The organism is Candidatus Methylomicrobium oryzae, from assembly GCF_016745425.1.
GTDB lineage: Bacteria > Pseudomonadota > Gammaproteobacteria > Methylococcales > Methylomonadaceae > Methylomicrobium > Methylomicrobium oryzae.
The window spans coordinates 195,916-218,425 of record NZ_JAERVK010000004.1; the positions used below are offsets into that span (position 1 = coordinate 195,916).

At 57.1% G+C, this 22,510-nt stretch carries 20 protein-coding genes; 15 read left to right on the forward strand and 5 right to left on the reverse strand.

The window, feature by feature from the left end; all coding sequences use genetic code 11:
- Positions 1-21: 21 nt before the first annotated feature.
- From JJL52_RS05950 to JJL52_RS05965, 4 genes are all read left to right on the forward strand, one after another.
- Positions 22-231, forward strand: coding sequence for a cold-shock protein (locus JJL52_RS05950; protein ID WP_005374401.1), 210 nt, complete (start codon positions 22-24; stop codon positions 229-231).
- 1,003 nt (positions 232-1,234) lie between these two features.
- Positions 1,235-1,897, forward strand: a complete 663-nt coding sequence (nth, locus tag JJL52_RS05955; RefSeq protein WP_202051486.1) for an endonuclease III — start codon at positions 1,235-1,237, stop codon at positions 1,895-1,897.
- A gap of 96 nt (positions 1,898-1,993) precedes the next feature.
- Positions 1,994-2,500 (forward strand): HugZ family pyridoxamine 5'-phosphate oxidase, encoded by a 507-nt coding sequence (locus JJL52_RS05960; protein WP_202051487.1) that lies wholly within the window; start codon positions 1,994-1,996, stop codon positions 2,498-2,500.
- A 73-nt stretch (positions 2,501-2,573) separates the two neighbouring features.
- Complete coding sequence (locus tag JJL52_RS05965) at positions 2,574-3,326, forward strand: HAD family hydrolase (RefSeq protein ID WP_202051488.1); 753 nt, start codon at positions 2,574-2,576, stop codon at positions 3,324-3,326.
- Positions 3,327-3,395: 69 nt separating this feature from the next.
- On the opposite strand, the gene JJL52_RS05970 is transcribed toward JJL52_RS05965, so the two are convergent.
- Entirely contained in the window at positions 3,396-3,869 is a 474-nt protein-coding gene (locus JJL52_RS05970) for a hypothetical protein (RefSeq protein ID WP_202051489.1), read from the reverse strand.
- A gap of 218 nt (positions 3,870-4,087) precedes the next feature.
- On the opposite strand from JJL52_RS05970, the gene JJL52_RS05975 reads away from it, so the two are divergent.
- On the forward strand, positions 4,088-4,606 hold the full coding sequence (locus JJL52_RS05975) for a hypothetical protein (RefSeq protein ID WP_202051490.1): 519 nt from the start codon (positions 4,088-4,090) through the stop codon (positions 4,604-4,606).
- A 66-nt stretch (positions 4,607-4,672) separates the two neighbouring features.
- On the opposite strand, the gene speD is transcribed toward JJL52_RS05975, so the two are convergent.
- The 4 genes from speD to JJL52_RS05995 all read right to left on the reverse strand — a co-directional run bounded on the left by speD (position 4,673) and on the right by JJL52_RS05995 (position 7,057).
- Entirely contained in the window at positions 4,673-5,482 is an 810-nt protein-coding gene (gene speD, locus JJL52_RS05980; RefSeq protein WP_202051491.1) for an adenosylmethionine decarboxylase, read from the reverse strand.
- 4 nt (positions 5,483-5,486) lie between these two features.
- Positions 5,487-5,906: an OsmC family protein gene (locus JJL52_RS05985; protein WP_202051492.1), complete on the reverse strand. Its 420-nt coding sequence runs from the start codon at positions 5,904-5,906 to the stop codon at positions 5,487-5,489.
- A 429-nt stretch (positions 5,907-6,335) separates the two neighbouring features.
- Positions 6,336-6,698, reverse strand: a complete 363-nt coding sequence (locus JJL52_RS05990; RefSeq protein WP_202051493.1) for a hypothetical protein — start codon at positions 6,696-6,698, stop codon at positions 6,336-6,338.
- Between the two features lie 185 nt (positions 6,699-6,883).
- The gene (locus tag JJL52_RS05995) at positions 6,884-7,057 is read right to left on the reverse strand and encodes a hypothetical protein (RefSeq protein WP_202051494.1); all 174 of its coding nucleotides are present in this window, start codon (positions 7,055-7,057) and stop codon (positions 6,884-6,886) included.
- Between the two features lie 683 nt (positions 7,058-7,740).
- Between JJL52_RS05995 and zwf the strand changes: the two genes are divergently transcribed.
- The 10 genes from zwf to JJL52_RS06045 all read left to right on the forward strand — a co-directional run bounded on the left by zwf (position 7,741) and on the right by JJL52_RS06045 (position 22,452).
- Positions 7,741-9,207 (forward strand): glucose-6-phosphate dehydrogenase, encoded by a 1,467-nt coding sequence (gene zwf / locus JJL52_RS06000; protein WP_202051495.1) that lies wholly within the window; start codon positions 7,741-7,743, stop codon positions 9,205-9,207.
- A 158-nt stretch (positions 9,208-9,365) separates the two neighbouring features.
- A complete protein-coding gene (edd, locus tag JJL52_RS06005; protein WP_202051496.1) occupies positions 9,366-11,186 on the forward strand; it encodes a phosphogluconate dehydratase in 1,821 nt (606 codons plus the stop codon).
- 121 nt (positions 11,187-11,307) lie between these two features.
- Positions 11,308-11,874 (forward strand): Uma2 family endonuclease, encoded by a 567-nt coding sequence (locus tag JJL52_RS06010; protein WP_202051497.1) that lies wholly within the window; start codon positions 11,308-11,310, stop codon positions 11,872-11,874.
- Between the two features lie 234 nt (positions 11,875-12,108).
- Positions 12,109-13,116 carry a GlxA family transcriptional regulator gene (locus JJL52_RS06015; RefSeq protein ID WP_202051498.1) on the forward strand — a complete coding sequence of 336 codons (1,008 nt, stop codon included), beginning with the start codon at positions 12,109-12,111 and terminating at the stop codon, positions 13,114-13,116.
- 69 nt (positions 13,117-13,185) lie between these two features.
- Positions 13,186-14,979, forward strand: coding sequence for a hydrogenase maturation protein (locus JJL52_RS06020; protein WP_202051499.1), 1,794 nt, complete (start codon positions 13,186-13,188; stop codon positions 14,977-14,979).
- Between the two features lie 10 nt (positions 14,980-14,989).
- The gene (locus JJL52_RS06025; RefSeq protein ID WP_202051500.1) at positions 14,990-15,847 is read left to right on the forward strand and encodes a response regulator; all 858 of its coding nucleotides are present in this window, start codon (positions 14,990-14,992) and stop codon (positions 15,845-15,847) included.
- 18 nt (positions 15,848-15,865) lie between these two features.
- Positions 15,866-17,806, forward strand: coding sequence for a sensor histidine kinase (locus JJL52_RS06030; RefSeq protein ID WP_202051501.1), 1,941 nt, complete (start codon positions 15,866-15,868; stop codon positions 17,804-17,806).
- Between the two features lie 9 nt (positions 17,807-17,815).
- Positions 17,816-18,178 (forward strand): response regulator, encoded by a 363-nt coding sequence (locus JJL52_RS06035; RefSeq protein ID WP_202051502.1) that lies wholly within the window; start codon positions 17,816-17,818, stop codon positions 18,176-18,178.
- Between the two features lie 12 nt (positions 18,179-18,190).
- On the forward strand, positions 18,191-19,636 hold the full coding sequence (locus JJL52_RS06040; RefSeq protein WP_202051503.1) for a response regulator: 1,446 nt from the start codon (positions 18,191-18,193) through the stop codon (positions 19,634-19,636).
- 161 nt (positions 19,637-19,797) lie between these two features.
- Complete coding sequence (locus JJL52_RS06045; protein WP_236994077.1) at positions 19,798-22,452, forward strand: cation-translocating P-type ATPase; 2,655 nt, start codon at positions 19,798-19,800, stop codon at positions 22,450-22,452.
- The last annotated feature ends 58 nt before the right edge of the window (positions 22,453-22,510 follow it).

The window sequence follows — 22,510 nt, forward strand, 5'->3', positions numbered from 1 at the left end:
GTTTTTTCAGAAGAGTATTTTATGTCAGATCTGGTTACAGGCACCGTTAAATGGTTCAATGATGAGAAGGGCTTTGGCTTCATCGCCCAGGAAGGTGGCAAAGATGTTTTTGTGCATCACAGCGCAATTAACGGCACCGGCAGAAAAACGTTACGCGAAGGCCAGAAAGTCACAATGAAGGTGACTCAAGGTCAAAAAGGGCCGCAAGCCGAGAATGTAACGGCAGTCTAAACCAGATCAAACCCGCATAGAATCTTCTTTCTTACGCGGGTTTTTTATTGTGGTTTGATTGCTTACGCCCCGGTCGCAAAATCCTTAGCATCTGCGGCATCCGCAGCTTCGCCGATGCCGTGCGTTTTTTTTGCGCATCCACATTCTCCTTGTCTTAAAGGATCAAGGCTAAGGTAAGACCCAGGTTATCCACCCATAGGTAGCGCCAGGCCAAGGGTTTTCCTTTGCCGGACACATTGTGCGGAGCAGCGGGCCTCATTAACCCAACGGCAGTGAGAACTGCCGGGGCAGTTTCTATTTGCTGTTGAAACGGCACTTTGCCCTTCCAAACAAAATTCGCGCTGACCGGCCCGCCTTGAAAAACGGTTCCCTGTCGGGCTGCGTTTACCATTAAGGCAATGGCGACAGGATAAAGCTGCTGTTCCGGGCAAAAAATTCGGGCCGGTGCCTGACTTCCATCTTCTTACTCGGACGGAGGCAAAGCCCCTGCCGATGAGCGCTAGCGACCAAAGCCACAACCTGTACGCCCGGCAATCGCGCTATGAGCGCCATCATTCCGACTCACAGGGCTCGACTGGGATCAAGCCCGCGTCGTAGGCCGAATTGGCTCTCATCCGCAAAAATGGCGCGATTACCCCAAATCGCTGCTTGACGCCGATTTATTTGGGTGCGCCCTACTCAAGCCGTTTCACAAACGGTGCTGCTTTTTTGGAGCCCGTACGCCCGCTCGGAATTCGCTGCCGCAAGGCAGCTCTTTTCAACCTTTATCCGAAACTCCGGCGAGCGTTACATCACAACGGCGGTTCTTCGTCATACATCGCCCCTTTCCGTACCTGCAAGGGCACGGACCGACCTTAAAACGATGCTGCAAAGACCGAGCGCACTACGGGATATGGTGTAGAATGACCGCACTTTTGACCTGCCGTATGTCTATAAAATGGATGCCCGCGCATCGGATAGTCCAAAAAACGCAAGATGCAAGAACTAAAGCTGACGCGATCGAATGAATGCAAATAAACGACTGGCGATTTTTGATCGCCTAGCCGAAGCAATCCCCGAACCCACTACGGAACTGCGCTATACGACCCCGTTCGAATTATTGATCGCCGTCGTCCTGTCCGCCCAGGCGACCGACAAAGGCGTCAATAAAGCGACCGCCAAACTCTTCCCGGTCGCCAATACGCCCCGGGACATTCAGGCCCTCGGGGTAGACGGCCTGAAAGAGTACATCAAAACGATCAACCTCTATAACGGCAAGGCCACCAATATCATTGCACTGTGCGGCCAATTGCTCGAAAAACATCACGGCGAAGTACCGGACTCGCGGGAGAACCTGGAGGCGCTTCCCGGGGTGGGACGGAAAACCGCCAATGTGATTCTGAATACCGCCTTCGGCCACGAACTCATCGCGGTCGACACGCATGTATTCCGGGTCGCCAACCGGACCGGCCTTGCGTCCGGAAAAAACGTACGCGAAGTCGAACAGAAGCTCGACAAATGGACACCCAAAAAACACAAACGGTATGCACACCATCTCTTGATTTTGCACGGCCGCTACACCTGCACGGCACGCCGGCCGAAATGTCCCGCTTGCGTAATCCAAGACCTGTGCGAATATACCGAAAAAACCGTCGCGATTCGTTCAGAACCGGATGATTCGTCCTGAACAAGCCCCCCGCCGGCCGTCTTGCCGACCAAATCCATCATCTAAACCGATCCGCTCGATCGAAATTGTACGCAGCCAATCCGTTTCGTCCTCTGTATGACCGAACATCAGCCCCCTGATCAGTTTCCTTCTTCCAAAGCCTACCGTCATCTGATCGATGCGCAGCAAACGCTGTTATTGTCGACCTGCTCGGCCGACCGGCAACCGGAAATCAGTTACGCGCCTTTCGTGCAGGATGAACGAGGCCGTTTTTATATTTTCGTCAGTGAATTGGCCAAGCACACCCCGAACCTGCTGCAGAACCCCAACGCCTCGATCCTGTTCATCGAACCGGAGTCCCGCTGCCGCAATCTCTTTGCGCGGGAACGGGTGGTTTTTCATTGCAGCGCCCGAACCGTTTCGCCAGGCGATCCGCTTTATCCTCGCCAGTTGCAGGCGCTGGAAGACAAGTTCGGCAATATGGCGGCACTGTTGCGCACCTTGCCCGATTTTCACCTGATTGAATTGACGCCCGAAACAGGGCAGTATGTAGCCGGCTTCGGCAAGGCCTATACGATCGATCTCGACCGCAACATCCTTCACCCCTTCCGCAAGGAGCCTTGATCAGGCAGCGCATTTTCACCGCTGCATCAAAGGCAGAGCCCGTTTTCCCCTTTTAATTAAAAGAAGCCCCCTTATGAAAGATTCTCTTGTCTACGCGCTCGATTTCGACGGCGTGATCTGCGACAGCGCGGTGGAAACCGCAATGACCGGCTGGAAAGCAGCGGGCCGCCTCTGGCACGAAATGCCCCGGGAAGTTCCGCCGACCATGGTCGATCGTTTTCGGGCGGTCCGCCCGTTGATCGAGACCGGATTCGAGGCAATTCTGGCAATGCGCCTTCTCTTTCTCGGCGAGACTGTTGGCGGTATCTATTCGAATTATGAAGCAAAAAGCAAAGCCCTGATGGAAGAAGCCCGAGTCAGCCCCGGCGAACTGAAGCAGTTATTCGGCGAGACCCGGGATCTTTGGATCGCGGAGGATCGGGAACACTGGATCCGGATGAATCCGCTGTTCGACGGAATTGCAGATAAACTCCGAGCGATCGGAGAACGTCATACTTGGTATGTGGTGACGACCAAACAGGAGCGTTTCGTCAAAGAGATCCTTGCCGCCCACGCGATCGAACTGGCGGACGAGCGCATTTTCGGACTGGACCGCAATATGAGCAAGCCCGAGGTACTGAAAGGCTTGCTAAAAGCGCATCCGGAACGGACGCTGTATTTTGCCGAAGACCGCTTGCCGACTTTGTTGAATGTCCGGAAGCATCCGGAGCTGGACGGCATCGGACTAATTTTCGCGCTGTGGGGTTATAACACACCCGAAGATAAAACGCTTGCCGAGGCGCAGCCTTTCATGCTGCAGAAGCTTGAGGAATTTCTGGAATCCTAAGCACCGCTTTTAGCCGGAGGAAATGCTTCTTGCTTCTCCTCCGGCAAAAGCGGATGAATTGAAAAAACGTTATTGCCTGCCGAATAACTGCGGCGCTTTAGGCTGTTGCTTCGCTTGCAAGCAATGGAAGGCGGCATTCTCGTACTTGATCACGAGCGACTGGGTATTTTTATGCTCGTCGAGAAATTTTTCGGCTTCGTCAGCGGTCAGGTTTTTCATCATGAAAGTCGCGATACACATACAGGGCCTCTCCCAGCGGGCCTTATCCGCTTCTTTATCGGGGGAGTTTTTCAGTTCCCTCTCGACGCATTGAGCCGCGAAATCGTGCTCGAATTTGTGTTTCCGGGTATCGGTGACCGGTTCGTCGTGCGTATGGTCGAATGGATTATGCACCTCGCCCGCCGTTTGCGTTTTCTTGGCTTCGGCCGCGTTCGGCAATTGCTTGGCGTCCTCGCCGTCGGAGCAAGCCGTCACCATAAAGGCAAAGACCAGCCCGGCGCAGCCAGCCAGCCAGGCATTCTTTTTTTGTCTTGAGTGTTTCATAAATGGGACCGTCGTAGTGTCTTTATTATTGTAATGAGAGCGGCCGGCTGCCGCTCAATCCCGGCGAGCCGTTCCGCCAAAATGTTGAACTTTATCACTTTATCAGGACTTGATCCACTGCCCTTGCCGATAAAAACTTCACTCCGAAACTTGCCGCATCCGCCGGGAGGAGACGAAGGTCTGGTATCATATATCCAGTTTTAATATTCAGGAAAACGATGGATTCCCAATTCGATAATGCCCGAATCAACGCCGATCTGATGATTCCTCGCGCCGTCATGATCGTCATGGCGGCAGGCCTCGCCGTCGTCGTCGCGCTTTGTATCCGGGAAGGCGAACAATGGCAGCAGCATTGGCCCCAAGACCGGCTGATCATATACCGCACCGTGTTTTATGCGATCGCGATCATCACTTTTCCGTTGACGAACCTGATCCGTTACATTCAAATCCGCCTCTGCCAGACGATGCCCGGCGACAAACCGGCCAAGCGCCGCTACCTGACGACCGTGATTGTGTCGATGGTATTGGTTGAAGCTATCGGGATGCTGGGCATCGTCCTCTTCCTGCTCGGCGACGGCTTAAATACGCTGTACATTTTTACCGGCCTGGCCGCGCTCGGATTCGTTTTATACCGACCCAAACCGTCGGAGTATCTGAACATCGTCGCCGCGCTCGCGCACGGGAACGATACGGGAGCGGTTAAAGAGCGCCTGCCTTTGCGTAAAAGGCGGCCATAATCAAAAAAAGGGCGGGTAAGGCCTTCGCTTACCCGCCCTGCTTCGCTTAAGGGAACGTAGAAATTATTAGTCGGCCACCTTGATCTTTTTGCGGCGGTAATTGTGTCCATAAAAAATTTCGGTGACTTCGGTCTGCAGTTTCTTTTCGATCTCCGCCTTCTGCAGGTCGTTCAAGTTGCTTTCCTTTTCGAAAAGATAATTTTCGAGCTCAAACTCCTTCAGCATCATCTTGGTGTGAAAGATGTTTTCCTGGTACACGTTTACGTCGATCATCTGATACAGCTCCTGCGTATCCTTCGCGATATAGTTCTGAATCGAGGTAATGTTGTGGTCGATGTAATGCTTTTTGCCGGTGATGTCGCGGGTAAAGCCGCGGACGCGGTAATCCATGATCACAATGTCCGACTCGAAGCTGTGGATCAGATAATTCAGCGCCTTCAGGGGGGAAATACGGCCGCAGGTCGACACGTCGATGTCCGCCCGAAACGTGCTGATGCCGTTGTCGGGATGGCTTTCGGGATACGTATGCACCGTAATGTGGCTTTTATCGAGGTGCGCGAGCACGGTGTCAGGCAACGGGCCGGGCGTCTGGCTGTTCATATTTGCCGGCGGCATCACATCGCCTTCCGAAATCAGCATCGTCACGCTGGCGCCTTGAGGATCGTAATCCTGATGCGCGATATTCAGGATTTGCGCGCCGATGATGTCGGCGACATCCTTCAGAATCTGCGTCAGGCGGTCAGCATTATAGGCTTCGTCGATATACTCGATATAAGCCTGCTGCTGCTCTGCCGGCGCATAACAAACGTCATATATATTGAAACTCAGCGACTTCGTCAGATTGTTAAAGCCGTGCAATTGCAATTTATTTTTCAACTCATTAAACCTCGATCACTTCAAAATCATGGGTGATTTCCACCCCCGCCTTACCCAACATAATCGACGCGGAACAATATTTTTCCGCCGACAGTTTAACCGCCCGCTCGACCACCGCTTCCTTCAAATTGCGGCCCTTGACGATAAAATGCAAATGGATTTTACTGAAGACGGCCGGCACCGCATCGACGCGCTCGGCGGTCAATTCGGTCACACAATCGACGATGTCGTTTTTGCCCTTTTGCAGAATCTGCACCACATCGAAAGACGAACAGCCGCCAATACCCAGCAGCAACATTTCCATCGGGCGGAACCCCATATTCCGGCCGCCGTGGTCGGGCGGACCGTCCATCACGACCGCATGCCCGCTGCCGGATTCGCCGACAAACATCACGCCGTCAACCCATTTGACTGTCGCTTTCATCGATTTTCATCCCCCGATAAAAAAAGACGCATAGAGTAGCACAGAAATGCGGATTGACAGAGATTCGATATTGATTTTTTTGTAAAAATCTCATACCGACGCCGGCAATGCCGAGACATTAAAAGGTAGTGCGGTGTTTGGGCAAATAGTTGGGATGTGGTTGACTGAAACATAGCCCCCACTCGTCCGGACAATCAAAAATTCAATGGAAGGCGCGGTAGAACTCCCTGAGTTCGACAAATTTCGGCGAAGCGCGGGAAGAAAAGCAAAAAAAGTTACCAGCCGGGGCCAGACATTCCCACCGGAACGCAAGCCGTCGGATTGCCGGCCGGTAATAGGTGACGGCCGGCGCTATTCATCGGCCAGGGGTAAGGCTATAAATAAGCGCCGATCGTTTGAGCAAGAAAATTAACCCTGGGCAGCAAAAACTCAGCTCTTTCCGGGGATCAAACCCGCCGAACCGGGTTTAAGGCGTTTGCAGGTCACAACGACATCTTCCACATGGCATTGTTTTTTGCCGGCATCGGCGCCCGTACAATCTTGGCATACCGCTTTACCGTTGTCTTTGACTTCCGACACATACCAGCCGTAACCCTGGGTTTGACAGAACCGCTTACTGTAGTTATTGATATTATAAGGCTTAGTCGCTTTTGCAATCGCTTCCGCCTCGGCCGCGCAGCCGGGCGACGGCAGGGTATTGGCCATCAAATCCCTGAAAATGTATTCGGATGCCGAGGCGCCGCCGGAAAATACGGCCAAGGCGACGGCCAGCCAGGTAAAATTACGTTTCATAGTTGTTCCTCCTGTTCGGAATGTTTAAGAGCTGAACTGCGCTCCCTCTTGACCGAACGTGAAGCCGATCAATAAAACGCGCAACTGCCAAAGGCGCCGCCCTTGCCAAAACGCCGACCCCACCGGTCATTGCGAAGCCGGGGACCGGCGCATTTTCCGCAAGCACAACGGCCATATGCCGGGAATTAACTGAGTACCCGGATGTTCATCGATGCTTTTTCGTCATCCGCCAATTGTTTGATCGGCGCGTATTTTTCGTTCTCGCTTTGCTTGACCATCAGAATGCCGGTTACGATCACGAATACCGCACAGCCGACGTACATCCAGAAACGGTCTTTAATTTTTACTTCTTCGTTCATACTGTCCACCTCGTATAAATAGCCACTCAATGTTTTTATCGTTCTAATCCGTCTGCAGCGTCTTTCCCTTATCGATACGGCTGGATGAAGACCGGACCGTGTCCCTGCGATCCGCGTTTGGCTACCATTTGCACATCCAGCCGTCAGCAATCCTATGCTTTACCGGCAGTCCAGGCCGGCAGGGCCTCAGTGACGAGCCGCGGCGGATCCGCCACGCTCGTCATCCCGCACTTGCTTCACTGCGCCCCGTCATTAGCGCCGTTCGGGCCTCACTATCTACCGGACTCACCGGGCCGAGATTCATCCCGAATCGATTTTTCCCGCCGGAATAAACGTTTCAATCGTTTGCATTCGGCAATTCCGCCGTTACGGCGGACAACGAAAACTATCGACTTTCCAATAGTAGTGAATCGATACTATAGTGACAGTCGCAACCTCTGTCAATAAATTTTCGACTCGAAATCATAGCGAATCGCAATTCCTCCCCGCAAAGCCCGAGGTAAAGGCGGTGGGAGCCGGGGCGAAACTCCGCAGATTTCATTCAGGCACCTCCAGCGTTGCAATGAGTACGGCGGTGAAACCCGTTTTCTGCGATAATAGGGGGTTGGTTTAACCCCAAATTGACCGAGAACCCGGCTCTCATTCCCCTTTCCGACTCGACAAAAAACCTGAAACCATCTCCAATGAAGGACAAAAAATTCAAACCCTGCGATCTGGTCATCTATGGCGCTCTCGGCGATTTAACCCGGCGCAAACTGCTCATTTCGCTGTACCGCCTCGAAAACGCGGGCCTGCTCGAACCCGACACGCGGATCGTCGGCGTAGACCGACATCCCGGAGATAGCGCTTTTTACATCGATGTGGCGCATAAAAGCCTGCAGCAGTTTCTGAACGAGAAACTGGACGAGGAAGTCTGGAAACGCTTTTCGAGCCGGCTGAATTATCTGCAGATCGATTTGACCCAAATGGAGCAATATCATCGGCTGCACGAGGCGATCGACCAGCAGCAGCGGGTGATGGTCAACTACTTTGCGGTCGCGCCGTTTCTATTCAAGCCCATCTGCCAGGGCCTCAATTATTCGGGCATCCTGACACCCGAATCGCGGATGGTGATGGAAAAACCGATCGGCCATAATTTGCAATCTTCGATCGAAATCAACGACGAAGTCGCCAAGGTCTTCAATGAAGACCAGGTTTACCGGATCGACCATTATCTGGGCAAGGAAACGGTGCTGAACCTGCTCGCCTTGCGTTTCGCCAATTCGATCTTCACGACCAACTGGAACCACAACACGATCGACCATATCCAGATCACCGTCGGCGAAGACATCGGCATCGAAGGCCGCTGGGAGTATTTCGACAAGACCGGGCAGCTGCGCGACATGGTGCAGAATCACTTGCTGCAGATCTTGACTTTCATCGCAATGGAACCGCCGGCCAACCTGGAAGCCGAAAGCATCCATAACGAAAAGATCAAGGTACTGAAAGCGCTGCGCCCGATCACGATCAAGAATGTCGACGAAAAGACCGTGCGCGGACAATATACGGCCGGTTATGTGAACCGGGGACCGGTGCCGGGCTATCTCGAAGAAGAAGGCGCCAATACCGACAGCACGACCGAGACCTTCGTCGCAATCCGCGTCGATATCGACAACTGGCGCTGGGCCGACGTGCCGTTCTACCTCAGGGCCGGCAAGCGCATGCACAGCAAGCGGACCGAAATCGTAGTCTATTTCAAGCGCGTACCGCACAACATCTTCAAGGACAGCTACCTGCGCCTGCCGCCGAATAAACTGCTGATCCGCCTGCAGCCGAACGAAGGCGTCGAAATCGAGATGCTGAACAAGGTGCCCGGAATCGACGAAAACCTGAAGATCCAAAAGACCAAGCTCGATTTGAGCTTCTCGGAAACCTTCAAGAAGAGCCGGATTTTCGGCGGCTACGAAAAGCTGGTGCTCGAAGCGATGCGCGGCAATCCGACCCTGTTCCTGAGCCGTGAAGAAATCGAACAGGCCTGGACCTGGATCGATTCGATCCAGAACGCCTGGGCGAAGTCCCCCGAAAAGCCGAAGCCGTACCAAGCCGGCACCTGGGGACCGATCGCCTCCGACTTGCTGCTCGACCGCGACGGACGGGCGTGGGAAGGCTGATTCCGAAAATGAACTCGGAGTAGGCTGGTTTGAAGCTTTACGGAAACCCGGCACAGGTTTTAAGTAACGCCGGGTTTCGTTCCTCAACCCAGCCTACTCGCAGATTTATTCATCCTTGGCGAACTCTTTCGAATTCGCCGCTCAGTTAGGTACTCACTATGCATCCAGTCATCGAAAAAGTCACCCGCGATGTAGTCAAGCGCAGCCGCGAAAGCCGCGCCCTTTATCTTGCCCGCGTCGACTCGGCGGTCGAACAGGGGCCGCGCCGCCTGACGCTCGGCTGCGGCAACCTCGCGCACGGGTTCGCCGCCTGCTCGGCGGCCGAAAAGGTTGATCTGGCCGGTCCGCAAAAAGCGGATATCGCGATCATCTCGTCGTACAACGACATGCTGTCCGCGCACGAACCGTATAAGGACGCGCCGGCGCTGATCAAGGAAGCGGTCCACGAAGCCGGCGGCGTGGCCCAGTTCGCCGGCGGCGTGCCGGCGATGTGCGACGGCATCACCCAGGGCCAGGCCGGCATGGAATTATCGTTGTTCAGCCGCGACGTGATCGCGATGGCGACTGCGGTCGGCCTCAGCCACAACATGTTCGACGGCGCGCTGTACCTCGGCGTCTGCGACAAGATCGTGCCGGGCCTGTTGATCGGCGCCTTGAGTTTCGGCCATCTGCCGGCCGTGTTCGTGCCGGCCGGCCCGATGACCAGCGGCATCACCAACAAGGAAAAATCGCGCGCCCGGCAAAAATTCGCCGAAGGCAAGATCACCCGCCAGGAGCTCTTGGAATCCGAATCGAAGTCCTATCACGGACCCGGCACCTGCACCTTCTACGGCACCGCCAACAGCAACCAGATGATGGTGGAAATCATGGGCCTGCATCTGCCCGGTTCCTCGTTCGTCAATCCTTATACGCCGCTGCGCGACGAGCTGACCAAAGCCGCGGCCCGCCAGGTGTTGAAATTCACCGCATTGGGCGACGATTTCCGCCCGATCGGCCATGTGATCAACGAAAAGGCAATCCTGAACGCGATCATCGGCCTGCTCGCGACCGGCGGCTCGACCAATCATACGATGCACCTGATCGCGATCGCGCGCGCGGCAGGCATCATCATCAACTGGGACGATTTCGACGCGCTTTCAAGGGTCGTGCCATTGTTGACCCGAATCTATCCCAACGGGCCGGCGGACGTAAACCACTTCCAGGCCGCCGGCGGCATGGGCGTATTGATCGCGGAACTTCTGGCCCACGGCCTGCTGCACGAGGACATCCTGACCGTCGCCGACGGCAAGGGTATGAAGCATTACACCCGGGAGCCCAAACTGGTGGACGGCAAACTGGCCTGGGAGCCCTGCCCTGCCGCTTCGCTCGATACCGAGGTGCTGCGTTCCGTCACCGAGCCGTTCGATGCTTCGGGCGGCCTGCACGTGATGCACGGCAACCTGGGCCGCGGCGTCTCGAAGGTCTCCGCGGTCAGCAAGGACCACCGCGAGGTGTTGGCTCCCGCGGTGGTTTTCGACGACCAGGACGACATGATGGCCGCGTTCAAGCGCGGCGAACTGGACCGCGACTTCATTGCGGTGATCCGCTTCCAGGGGCCGAAATCGAACGGCATGCCGGAACTGCACAAGCTGACCCCGCCATTGGGCCTGCTGCAGGACAAAGGCTACAAAGTCGCGCTGATCACCGACGGCCGGATGTCCGGCGCATCCGGCAAAGTCCCGTCGGCGATCCACATGTGCCCCGAATGCGCGGACGGCGGCCCGCTCGCGAAAGTCCGCAACGGCGACATGATCCATCTGAACACCGAAACCGGCGAAGTGAACGTGCTGGTCGACAAGGATGAGTTCAATGCCCGCAAACCGGCGGTAAACAGTGCGAAAGACCATCACCACGGCATGGGCCGCGAACTGTTCGCCGGCTTCCGGCTGAATGCCTCGTCCGCCGAAACCGGCGCCACCAATGTGTTCGTTTATGATTGATTTTTCGCCGCAAGTCGGTTAAGTTTCGAGTCAACCAAATGCATCGCCGGAAACCGTGTCTTGTCGGCTTTCCGGCGATGCCTCCGATTTCGACCATCATCCGTCAGTGTGCGCTCCGCTCATGAACCAACCGGTCTACCGTTTTGCCACCTACGAAGACCTGTTCGATCTGCCCGAGCACGTGATCGGTGAAATCCTGCACGGACAGTTGATTACTCAGCCGCGTCCGGGGCCGAAGCATGCGCGTTCCGCATCGATCTTAAACGGGGAAATCATCGGACCTTTCGACCAAGGACGCGGCGGTCCGGGCGGCTGGTGGATATTGTTCGAGCCCGAATTGCATTTGGGGCCGAACATCCTGGTGCCGAACCTGGCCGGCTGGCGGCGCGAGCGGATGCCGGTCTTTCCGGACACCGCTTTTTTCACGCTCGCGCCGGACTGGACCTGCGAAATCCTCTCACCCGGCACCGCGCGCACCGACCGCGCGGTCAAAATGCCGATCTACGCGCAGGAAGGGGTGCAATGGCTATGGCTGATCGACCCCGACATTCGGACTTTCGAGGTTTACCGCTTGTTCGAACAGCAGTGGCTTCTGGAACACACCTGGCAAAACGACGACATTGTCCAGGCGCCGCCGTTCGATGCAATCAGCCTGAATTTGAGCGATTTTTGGGCGCCGCAATCCTGAATGCATCGCCTGCGGTTCCGCCGAAGCGCCGCGTCCGTCTGCGCCTACCGTTCTTCCCTCTCTCCGAATATCACAGCCTACTCAAAGCCCTCAATTCACCGCGACCCGCATCACCGCCTTAATCCTGCACTATCGGCCCCCAGATTGTCCGATATTGCGGGATTTTTGTCTTTTATCCCGCAAAAAAAAGGCGCATGCTAATGGCAAGTCTCAAAGCCACGGAGGATCGCTTCCATGACCCACGCCAGACCATCGATCGTTTTCCAACATCGCCGCGTCGCGATGGTGGTGTACCCGGACTGCGAAATCGTGGACGTGACGGGGCCGATGGACGTGTTTTGTTTCGCGAATTACGCATTGCGCCTGGCCGGGCAAATTGCCGAGGACGAGTCGGTCTATTCACTGTCGCTGATCGCGGAACAGGCCGGACCGGTCAAGACCGCGTCCGGCATGAAAATTCTTGCCGATTTCGGCTATGACGAAGCTCCCGACGATATCGATACGCTGATGGTAACCGGCGCGCCATTCACGGTCGACGCCTGGACCGACCAAAAACTGACCCGCTGGCTGCCGGACATGCTGCCGAAGGTCAGGCGCATGGTGTCGATCTGTACCGGCGCGTTTTTGCTGGCCGAAAGCGGCCTGCTGAACCACCGCAAGGCCACCACGCACTGGCTGTTCTGCGAGGAACTGGCGGATCGGTACCGGAACGTGCAGCTCTTGCCCGACAAGATCTTCGTTCGCGACGGCAGCATCTACACCTCCGGCGGCGTCACCGCCGGCATCGACCTGGCTCTGAGCCTGGTCGAAGAGGACTGGGGCTGGGAAGTCGCGTCGAGCGTCGCGCGCGGCATGCTGATTTTCATGCGCCGCCCGGGCGGGCAGTCGCAATTCAGCAGCTATGTCTTCAACGAAGCGAAAACCCGCAAGGATTTTCGCGAGTTGCAGGCCTGGATCGTCAGCCATCCCGACGGAGACCTGAGCGTCGAGGCGCTCGCCGAGCGCATGGCGATGAGTCCCCGGAATTTCTCGCGGGTCTTTTGCCAGGAAATCGGCGTCACGCCGGCAAAATTCGTCGAACGGACCCGCCTCGAAGCGGCGCGCAACCTAATGCTCCGCTCCGACCTGCCGATGGAAAGCATCGCCGGCAAATGCGGGTTCAATAATGCCGAACAAATGCGCCGCACTTTCCAACGGTTTTTGAATATTTCTCCGCAGGAGTATCGGGCGAATTTCAAATAGACCGTGCCAAACCTGCCAAGGCCGGTCCGGCACATGCACAAGAACAATAATAAAAAAAGAGGAGCCATCATGCGAATTTTACTGATTTCGTCATCCTACAACGGCTTGTGCCAGCGCGCGCATGTAGAGCTGGAGGCGCTGGGCCACGACATCTCGATCACGCTGGCGCTGAGCCCCGACGACATCCGCAAAGGGGTAACCTTTTTCCAACCCGATCTGATCATCTGCCCGTTTCTGAAGGAAAAGATTCCCGAAGACGTCTGGAGCAAACACCTGTGCCTGATCATCCATCCGGGTATCAAGGGCGACCGCGGCCCTTCCTCGCTGGACTGGGCGATCATGAACGGGGAAGCGGAATGGGGCGTTACCGTGCTGCAGGCGGTCGAGGAAATGGACGCCGGCGATATCTGGGCCACCGAAACGTTCGAGATGCGCCGGGCCAGTAAGGCGGGGATTTACCGGCGCGAAGTCACCCGGGCCGCAGTCAAGGCCATGCTGCTCGCCGTCCGGCGCATCGAATCCGGCAGCTACCGACCCGAACCGCTCGATTATTCGAAGCCGGACGTACGCGGCCAGCTGCGCGCCCCAATGAAACAACAGGAACGCCGAATCGACTGGGAACACGATACCGTTGCGGCGATCATCAAAAAAATCAACGCCGCCGACAGCGCCCCCGGCGTGCTCGACGTGATCGACGGCAAGGAATACTACCTGTTCGGCGCGCACGAGGAAAGCCTGCTGCAAGGCTGGCAGCCGGGCGCGATCATCGCCCAACGCCACGGCGCAATCTGCCGGGCCGCAATCGACGGCGCGGTCTGGATTACGCACCTGAAGCGCAAGCACATCGTCAAAGTCCCTTTCTACAAACGCTTTTTGTCGCACGACAAGCATTTCGATTTCAAGCTGCCCGCCGCGAAAGTGTTAGGCAGCGTGCTGACCGATACGCCCGAATCGCCGATCGATCCCCTGTTCGCCGGCACAGAGCCGACTTTCAAGGAAATCTGGTACGAGGAAAAAAATCGGGTCGGTTATCTTCATTTTGATTTCCATAACGGCGCGATGAGCACCCTGCAGTGCCGCCGCCTGCTCGAATCCTACCGGCTGGCGGTCGCGCGGCCGACCCGGGTCCTGGTTTTGATCGGCGGCAGCGATTTCTGGTCGAACGGCATTCACCTGAACGTGATCGAGGCGGCCGAGAACCCCGCCAATGAATCCTGGCGCAATATCAACGCAATCAACGATTTTGTCCACGAAGTCCTGACCACGGACGGCAAGCTGACCGTTTCCGCGGTCTGGGGCGGCTGCGGCGCGGGCGGAGCGATGGCGATCCTGGCGGCCGACAAAGTCTGGGCGCGCGAAGGCGTGATCTTCAACCCGCATTACAAAACAATGGGCCTGTACGGCTCCGAATACTGGACCTATTCGCTGCCGAAGCGGGTTGGCCCCGTAAAAGCGCTTGAACTGACCGAAACGCCGCTGCCGATCGGCACCAAAAAGGCCAAGGCGATCGGCTTTATCGACGAGGTCCTGTCCGATCATTACGACGAATATCTGGAGCAGGTGCGGCAAAAAGCGGAAGCCCTAACGAAGGAACCGCTCTTCTCGCGCCTGCTCGAAGAAAAGCGTGATCTCCGCCAGAAAGACGAACGCGTGAAACCGCTCAGCGCCTACCGCGCCGCCGAACTGCAAAAAATGAAAATCAACTTTTCCGGCAAGTTTTACGGCGGCGAAGTCAATTATCACGAAGCGCGGTACAACTTCGTGCACAAGGTGAGGCCGAAGGAGACGGCCGCCTATCTGGCCAAGCACATGCGGCTCGATGCGGCCAAGCTCAGCGAGTTGAGACAACCCCTGGCTTATTGAGGAGGACGCCATGTTTTTCAAACACTGGCCGGTACTGTTGGTAGACGACGAGCCCGACGTGCTGGCGATTTCGCGTCTCGCGATGAAAAATTTCGAGGTCTACGGCCTGCCGCTGAAAATCTATACCGCGCGCAGCAAACAGGAAGCGCTTTGGCTGATCAACGACGACGTCGAAGTCGGCTGCTCGCTGGCCGTCGCCCTGCTCGACGTGGTGATGGAAACCGAACGTGCCGGGCTCGAGCTGTGCGACTACATCCGCAACAGCCTCGGCAACAAGCTGACACAAATCTACATCCGCACCGGTCAGCCGGGCATCGCCCCGGAACGCGAAGTGATCGACCGCTACGAAATCAACGGTTATTTCACCAAGGTCGAAGCCACCGAAGACAAGCTTTACTCGCTGATCAAAAGCAGCATTCGCCAGTATCTCGCTTACGGCATGGCGCTGGCCACCGTCGAGTTGGCGAATAATCTGACCGAGGCGGCCGGTTCGCGCCGGCAACTGCTCTATGCGCTGTCGCCGATCGGCGGCCTGAGCCCGGAACAGGCCGAAACGCCGCGCTGGCTGATCATCGACGGCGAAGTGCTGTTTGCCGACGAGATCGACGCAGGTCGCGGCCTGCAACTGTTGGCGCGGCTCGGCGGCTTAGAAGGGATGCCGCTGAATCCGGCCGGCGACCGCTACGTCCGGGACAGCCAGGGCTACTGGCTGATCGAGGTGCGCGGCGGCGCCCGGCAGGCACAGGTGGCGTTTTTGTTTAAAAGCCGGTTTGCGCCGCCCGAACTGATCGTGAGCCTGATGCACGGTTTCGTGAAACAGCTCGCGGTACTCTGGCGGCAAAGCCGGGCCGACGTCCTGGCGTACTGACCGGCAGGGCCGGCCGTGATGGAACATTATTTCTACGACGGCAGGGATCTCAGCGGCACGCTGGAGAGCCATTACGACTACGGCCTGGTCGTCTTGTCGATCGCAATCGCCGGCCTGGCTTCCTATGCGGCGTTAAGCGTCGCCGGCCGCATCCGCGCCGCCGATTCCCGCCACAAGCGCCGCATCTGGCTGCTGGCGGGCTCGCTGACCATGGGCGGCGGCGTCTGGGCAATGCACTTCATTGCGATGCTGGCGCTGAAGCTGCCGGTGGCGATCAGCTACGATGTGAAGATCACGATTCTGTCCACCGCGCCGGTGGTGCTTTCCAGCGGAGTGATGCTGGAGGTAATCAGCCGTCCGAAAATCAGCAAATTGATCCTGTTAGCCAGCCTGTTGATGGGGCTGGGCATCGGCGCGATGCATTATATCGGCATGGCCGCGATGCAGGGGATTTCCCAGCGCCTGATCATGTTGTTCGAACCCCGGCTGGCCGCGCTTTCGGTACTGACGGCCGTGGTGCTGTCCGGCGTGGCGCTGTCGATCGATTTTATCGTGGAGCGCAATCCCAAAGGGCGCCATACCTTGGGGGCCAAGATCGGCGCCGCGCTGGTGATGGGTTTCGCCGTTTCGGGAATGCATTATTCGGGCATGGCGGCGACTTACTTTTTCGCCGGCGACGGGACTCCGGCGGAAACAACGAGCGCCTTGAACACGGCTGCTCTGGTATTCTGGGTGTCGTTCACCTCGGTGCTGATCGCGTCGCTGGCGATCTTCATCACGATCGTCGATCGCCGGATCCAGCAGGCGACATTCGAGGAAGCGGTCAGCCGCTTCCGAATGCGGGAAGCGATCGAAAGCATACCGGACGGATTTTGCCTGTTCGACACGGAAGACCGTCTGGTCGAATGTAACCAGCGCTACCGCGAGATCATGAATTTCGGCGTGCCGATCGCGCCGGGCATGGCGTTCGAAGCGATCATGCGCGGCGCAGTCCGGGCCGGCCTAATCGTTGTCGCCGAAGGGGAGGAGGAGTCATGGCTGACCGAACGGATGGCGCGCCACCGCACGCCGCGCGAAAACTTCGTCGAGCATTTCAGGGGAGACCGCTGGATGCGGGTCAGCGAAAGGCGGGTCTGGAACACCGGCACGGTCGCAATCCGCACGGACATCACCGAACTGAAGCAGACCGAGATCGAATTGTCCAAAGCGATCGAGGAAGCGCAAAAGGCGCGCGCGGTCGCCGAAGAGGCCAACAGCGCCAAAAGCGCTTTTCTAGCCAATATGTCGCACGAGCTCAGGACGCCGATGAACGCGATCATCGGCTACAGCGAGATGCTGCTCGAAGAAACCCGGGAAAGCGGGCATGAGCTGTTTGCCGGCGACCTATTGAAAATCCATGCTTCGGCGGTGCATTTGCTGGCCATCATCAACGAAATCCTCGACCTGTCCAAGATCGAAGCCGGCAAGATGGAACTCTGCCTCGAAGAAATCCATCTGCCCTCGGTGATCGACGAAGTCGCGAGCACCGTGCGCCCGATCATCGACAAAAACACGAATATACTGAGCATCCGCTGCCCCGACAACATTCCGTCCCTACAGGCCGATTTGATCAAATTGCGGCAAATCCTGCTGAATCTGCTCAGCAATGCGGGGAAATTTACCCATGCGGGCAAGATCGATTTCAGTGTAGCGGTGGACAATACGCGGCCGGAAAACGGCTGGATCGTGTTCGCCGTGCGCGACACCGGCATCGGCATGAGCCGGGACCAGGTCGACAAGGTTTTCGCCCCTTTCACCCAGGCCGACAATTCGACTACGCGCCAGTACGGCGGCACCGGCCTGGGGCTCACGATCACGAAGAAATTCTGCGAGATGATGGGCGGCACGATCAGCGTCGACAGCGAACCGGGAACGGGTTCGCTGTTTATCGTCAAACTGCCGCTGGCTTTCGGCCGCTAAGGAGGGAAAATGGCCAGAATCCTGCTCGTCGAGGACAACGAACTGAACCGCGACATGCTCTCGAGGCGGCTCGGCAAGCACGGCTTCGAGATCCTGATTGCGGTCAACGGCGAAGACAGCGTGGCGATCGCCAAAACCCGCCGTCCCGATCTGATTCTGATGGATATGAGCCTGCCGGTGATGGACGGCTGGAAAGCGACCTCGCTGATCAAAGCCGATCCCCTGACCCGGCATATCCCGGTCATCGCGCTGACCGCGCACGCGATGGACGACGACCGGCAAAAAGCCCTGGCGGCCGGCTGCGACGACTACGATACCAAACCGATCGACCTCATGCGGCTGCTCGCCAAGATCCGCCAGTTTGCAGGCTAACGTAAGACGACGATGATTGACGCCACACTCCGCCACGAACTGCTCAACGCCCTGAACCGGATCATCGGCTATGCCGAAATCCTGATCGAAGAGGCCGCCGACGAAAACCGGCAGAAACAATGCGACGATCTCACCATAATCCGCTGCGCAGCACAAGGCGTGGCCCAACATCTAAAAGCTGCCTTTTCCGGACAACCCTTCCCCGATGCCGCCTGCGGGAAAGGCGTTTCGCCCTCCGGCACCGCAATCGGCCAGGTTCACACGCCTGCCGGCGACGATAAAACCGGCGGCAGCCGGATTCTAGTGGTCGACGACGACCCCGATAACCGCGCCCATTTGTCACGCCTCCTGCATTCCCGTGGTTACCGAATCACAACCGCCGACAACGGCGCCGCCGCACTGGCGCGCCTGGCTGATGAGCGCTTCGACCTGATCCTGCTCGACGTGATCATGCCGGAAATGGACGGCATCACCGTCCTGGCCAGGCTCAAGGCGGATAAAACGCTCGGCACCATTCCGATCATCCTGATTTCGGCCTGTACCGAAATGAATCAGGTGATCCGGGGTATCGAACTGGGCGCGGAGGATTATCTGCCCAAACCGTTCAATTCGACCTTGCTGCATGCCCGCATCGGCGCGAGCCTCGAAAAGAAACGGCTGCGCGACCGGGAAATGCGCCTGATCGGCCAGACAGTGCTTGCGGAGGCCGCCCTGGACCGCCACCGGGCCCTGACCCAGGCGGTGGCCGGCATCGCGCACGAAATCAATACGCCGCTGGGAATCGTGCGGACCGCGCTCAGCGTGATCCAGAACCGCCTGTCGCAGCCGGCCATCGCCGCCTCGATCGGCACGGAACATGCCGAACCGCTGGAAGACATTCTTGAGGCTGCCGCCCTGATGGGCAAACATGTCGACCACACGCACCGGCTGATCGAAAACTTCAAGAAAATCGCGGTCGACCAGATGGCGGAACAGCAGGAGACAGTCAATTTGCCTGAAACGGTACAGGACGCAGTCGATCTTTTCAAACTCAGCGCACGGGAAGCCAAGCTCGAAATTTCACTCGATGTTTCCGGGATCCGCCAAGCGCCGGAATGGCACGGTTATCCAGGCTATCTCAGGCAAATCCTGCTGAATTTTCTACAGAATATCGAACGCTACGCCTATCCGGACGGACGCGGAGGCAGGGTTGAGATTACCGTGAAGGACGGCATGGACGCAGAACAGCATACGCCGATCTTCATGCTGAGCGCGCGCGATTTCGGTGCCGGCATCGACAGCGGACATCTCACCAAAATATTCGATCCTTTCTTTACGACAGGACGCGGACGGGGCGGCACCGGCCTGGGACTTGCGATCGTGAAGAACATGGTCACGATGGCGTTGCGGGGCAGGATATCCGTCGATTCCGAATCCCATAAAGGGACCTGCTTCACTATCACGTTTCCGAAGCAGTAAGGCACATGAGGGTCATGCCGATGAACGGAGAAATTGCATAAACCAGCCTCGGGAACCGTTAGAATAGTGTCATGAAATGAATTAAAGACACTTAAAAACGGCCATCCATGTCTCGCGCCCCGAAACCCCCTCCCAAAGCCTTCTGTTTTCAAGGGGAACCATTGCCGAAACTCTTGGCGACGCTCAAAACTTCCCCACAAGGACTTACCTCCGAGGAGGCCCGGTTAAGGTTAAGCCGCTACGGCGAAAATCAAATCGTCTTCCACCGCACCCGCTCGCCCTGGCTGTTATTCTTTAACGAATTCAAAGCGCTGTTCCCGCTCTTGCTGCTGGCGGCGGCGCTCTTGGCATTCTGGGCCGACCACTTAACCCCCGGGGAAGGCTATAACCTGATCGGCTGGGCTCTAAGCGGCGTCGTACTGCTCAATGCGATCATGTCATTCCTGCAAAATTACAAGGTCGAGAAACTGATGCTGTCATTTCTCGACTACATTCCCAAGTCGGTTAACGTCCTGCGCGACGGTAAATCCGTCCTGCGGGATGCAAAAGAACTGGTGCCCGGAGATATCCTGCTGGTTCAGGAAGGCGACAAAATTTCCGCTGACGGCGCGATCCTGGAATCTGCCCAACTGCGGGTCGATGAATCGCTTCTCAGCGGCGAATCGCTCAGTGTCGAAAAACAGGCCGGTGAAGACAGGATCGAAGCCGAGCATTGCGCCTGGTCCGGAGCCACGGCCATCAAAGGCCATGCCCGCGTTTTGGTTGTAAATACCGGGCGCAACACCCGAATCGGCAGCATTTCCGAATTGTCTCAACGCGTACAGGCCGATCTGACACCCATGCAAAAGGAATTACGCAATTTTGTGCGTAAGATCACCTATTTGGCAATCACGTTCGGCGGCTTATTTTTCAGTATCGGTTTCCTGATCGGAGACAGCTTCTGGACCAACCTGGTTTTCGCGATCGGCATTATCGTGGCAAATGTCCCCGAGGGACTGCTGCCGACCGTCACGCTGGCCTTGACGCAAGCCTCGCTGAGAATGGCGAAACGCAACGCGGTCGTCAAAGACATCCTGTCGGTCGAAACGTTAGGCTGCACGTCGGTCATCTGCACCGACAAGACCGGCACGCTGACGCAGAACCGCCTGCACGTCGAAAAACTGTATATGGATTTCGAAGATTACGATGCCGATACGGTAAACGGCCGGCTGCGCCATCGTACGGCGTGGACGATGCAGGAAATCATGGCGCTATGCAACGAGACCGTCATAGCCCTGGACGAAAACGGCAAGCCGACATTCAGCGGCGATCCGACCGAAATTGCGCTGGCGAGTTTCGTCGACCGCCAGCACGGCTACGGCGCGATTCGCGGCCGCTACCGTCTCCAACACAGCCGGCCTTTCGATGCGGCCTTGAAATTCATGACTGCCACGTATTCGACCTCCCGGAAAGCATTGCTGCTCACCGCCAAAGGCGCTCCGGAAGTCATTCTCGAACGCTGTACGCAGATCTACAGCGAGGGGCTCGTCCATCCGCTGCGCGCCGATGCCAAACGCGGGTTAACGGCGAAAGCGGACGAATATGCCGGACTCGGGCTGCGCGTATTGGCGTTCGCTTACGCCATTGTCGAACACCCCGAAGACATCCCCGAAAACCTGGTGTTCGTGGGGTTGGCCGGGCTGGTCGATCCGCCCCGTCCGCAAGTGCCGAATGCGGTTGCCGCCTGCCGCACCGCCGGCATCCGGATCATCGTGATCAGCGGCGATTCGGGCGAAACGGTAGCCTATATCGCCAAACGTCTGGGCATCGTCGACACTCCGAGCATCATTACGGGAAACCAGCTTGCCGAAATGTCCCCTGATGATTTGCTGGAGACTCTGCGGAACGAACAAGTGGTGTTTGCGCGGACCGCGCCGGAACAAAAACTCACCATTGTCGACGCGCTGAAAGCCATGGGCGAAGTCGTGGCGATGACGGGGGACGGCGTAAACGATTCTCCGGCGCTGAAACGTGCCGATATCGGGGTTGCCATGGGTAAAAAAGGCACCGACGTAGCCAAGGAAGCATCGGATATTATTCTGCTCGACGATAACTTCGCAACGATCGTCAAGGCCATCGAAGAAGGGCGGGCCGTGTATGAAAACATCAAAAAATTCATCACCTATATTCTGGCGAGCAACATCCCGGAAGTCGTTCCGTACATCGCTTACGTGCTGTTTCCGATTCCGCTTCCGATTACGGTGATCCAAATCCTCAGCATCGACCTGATTACCGACATGCTGCCGGCAATCGGCCTCGGCAACGAGCCGCCCGACACCGATGTAATGCGTCAACCGCCCAGACGCAGCAACGAACCATTAGTCAGCCTGAGGACCTTCATCCGCAGCTATGCCATCATCGGCCCCGCCCAGGCCCTGCTGGCGTTCGTCGTATTTTTCACGCTTCTGTTCGACGGCGGATGGGGGTTCGGCAAGGCGATCGCGGAAAACGATCCGCTGTATTTGCAGGCCTCCGGCGCATTTCTGACCACGATCATCTTCTGCCAGATCGGCAACGTCATGGCCTGCCGCACCAGCCGCCAAAGCGCCCTCGGTTCCCTGACGCGCTTTAATCCCTGGATCGTCTGCGGCATCCTTTTCGAATTGGCGTTTATCCTGGCGATTGTCTATTTGCCTCAGGCGCAGCTCTTTTTCAATACTGCGCCAATCGCTCCTTATTATTGGGTATTGATCGTGCCGGCCCCTTTCGTCATTTTGGCGCTCGATGAAGCGCGTAAATGGCTGGCACGGCATGGATGGCACGGGCTGGAAGTCTGATGGCTTCGACCTGAGCATTTATACCGTCGAGAATCGTTCGCAGGACCGGCCGGCGCTG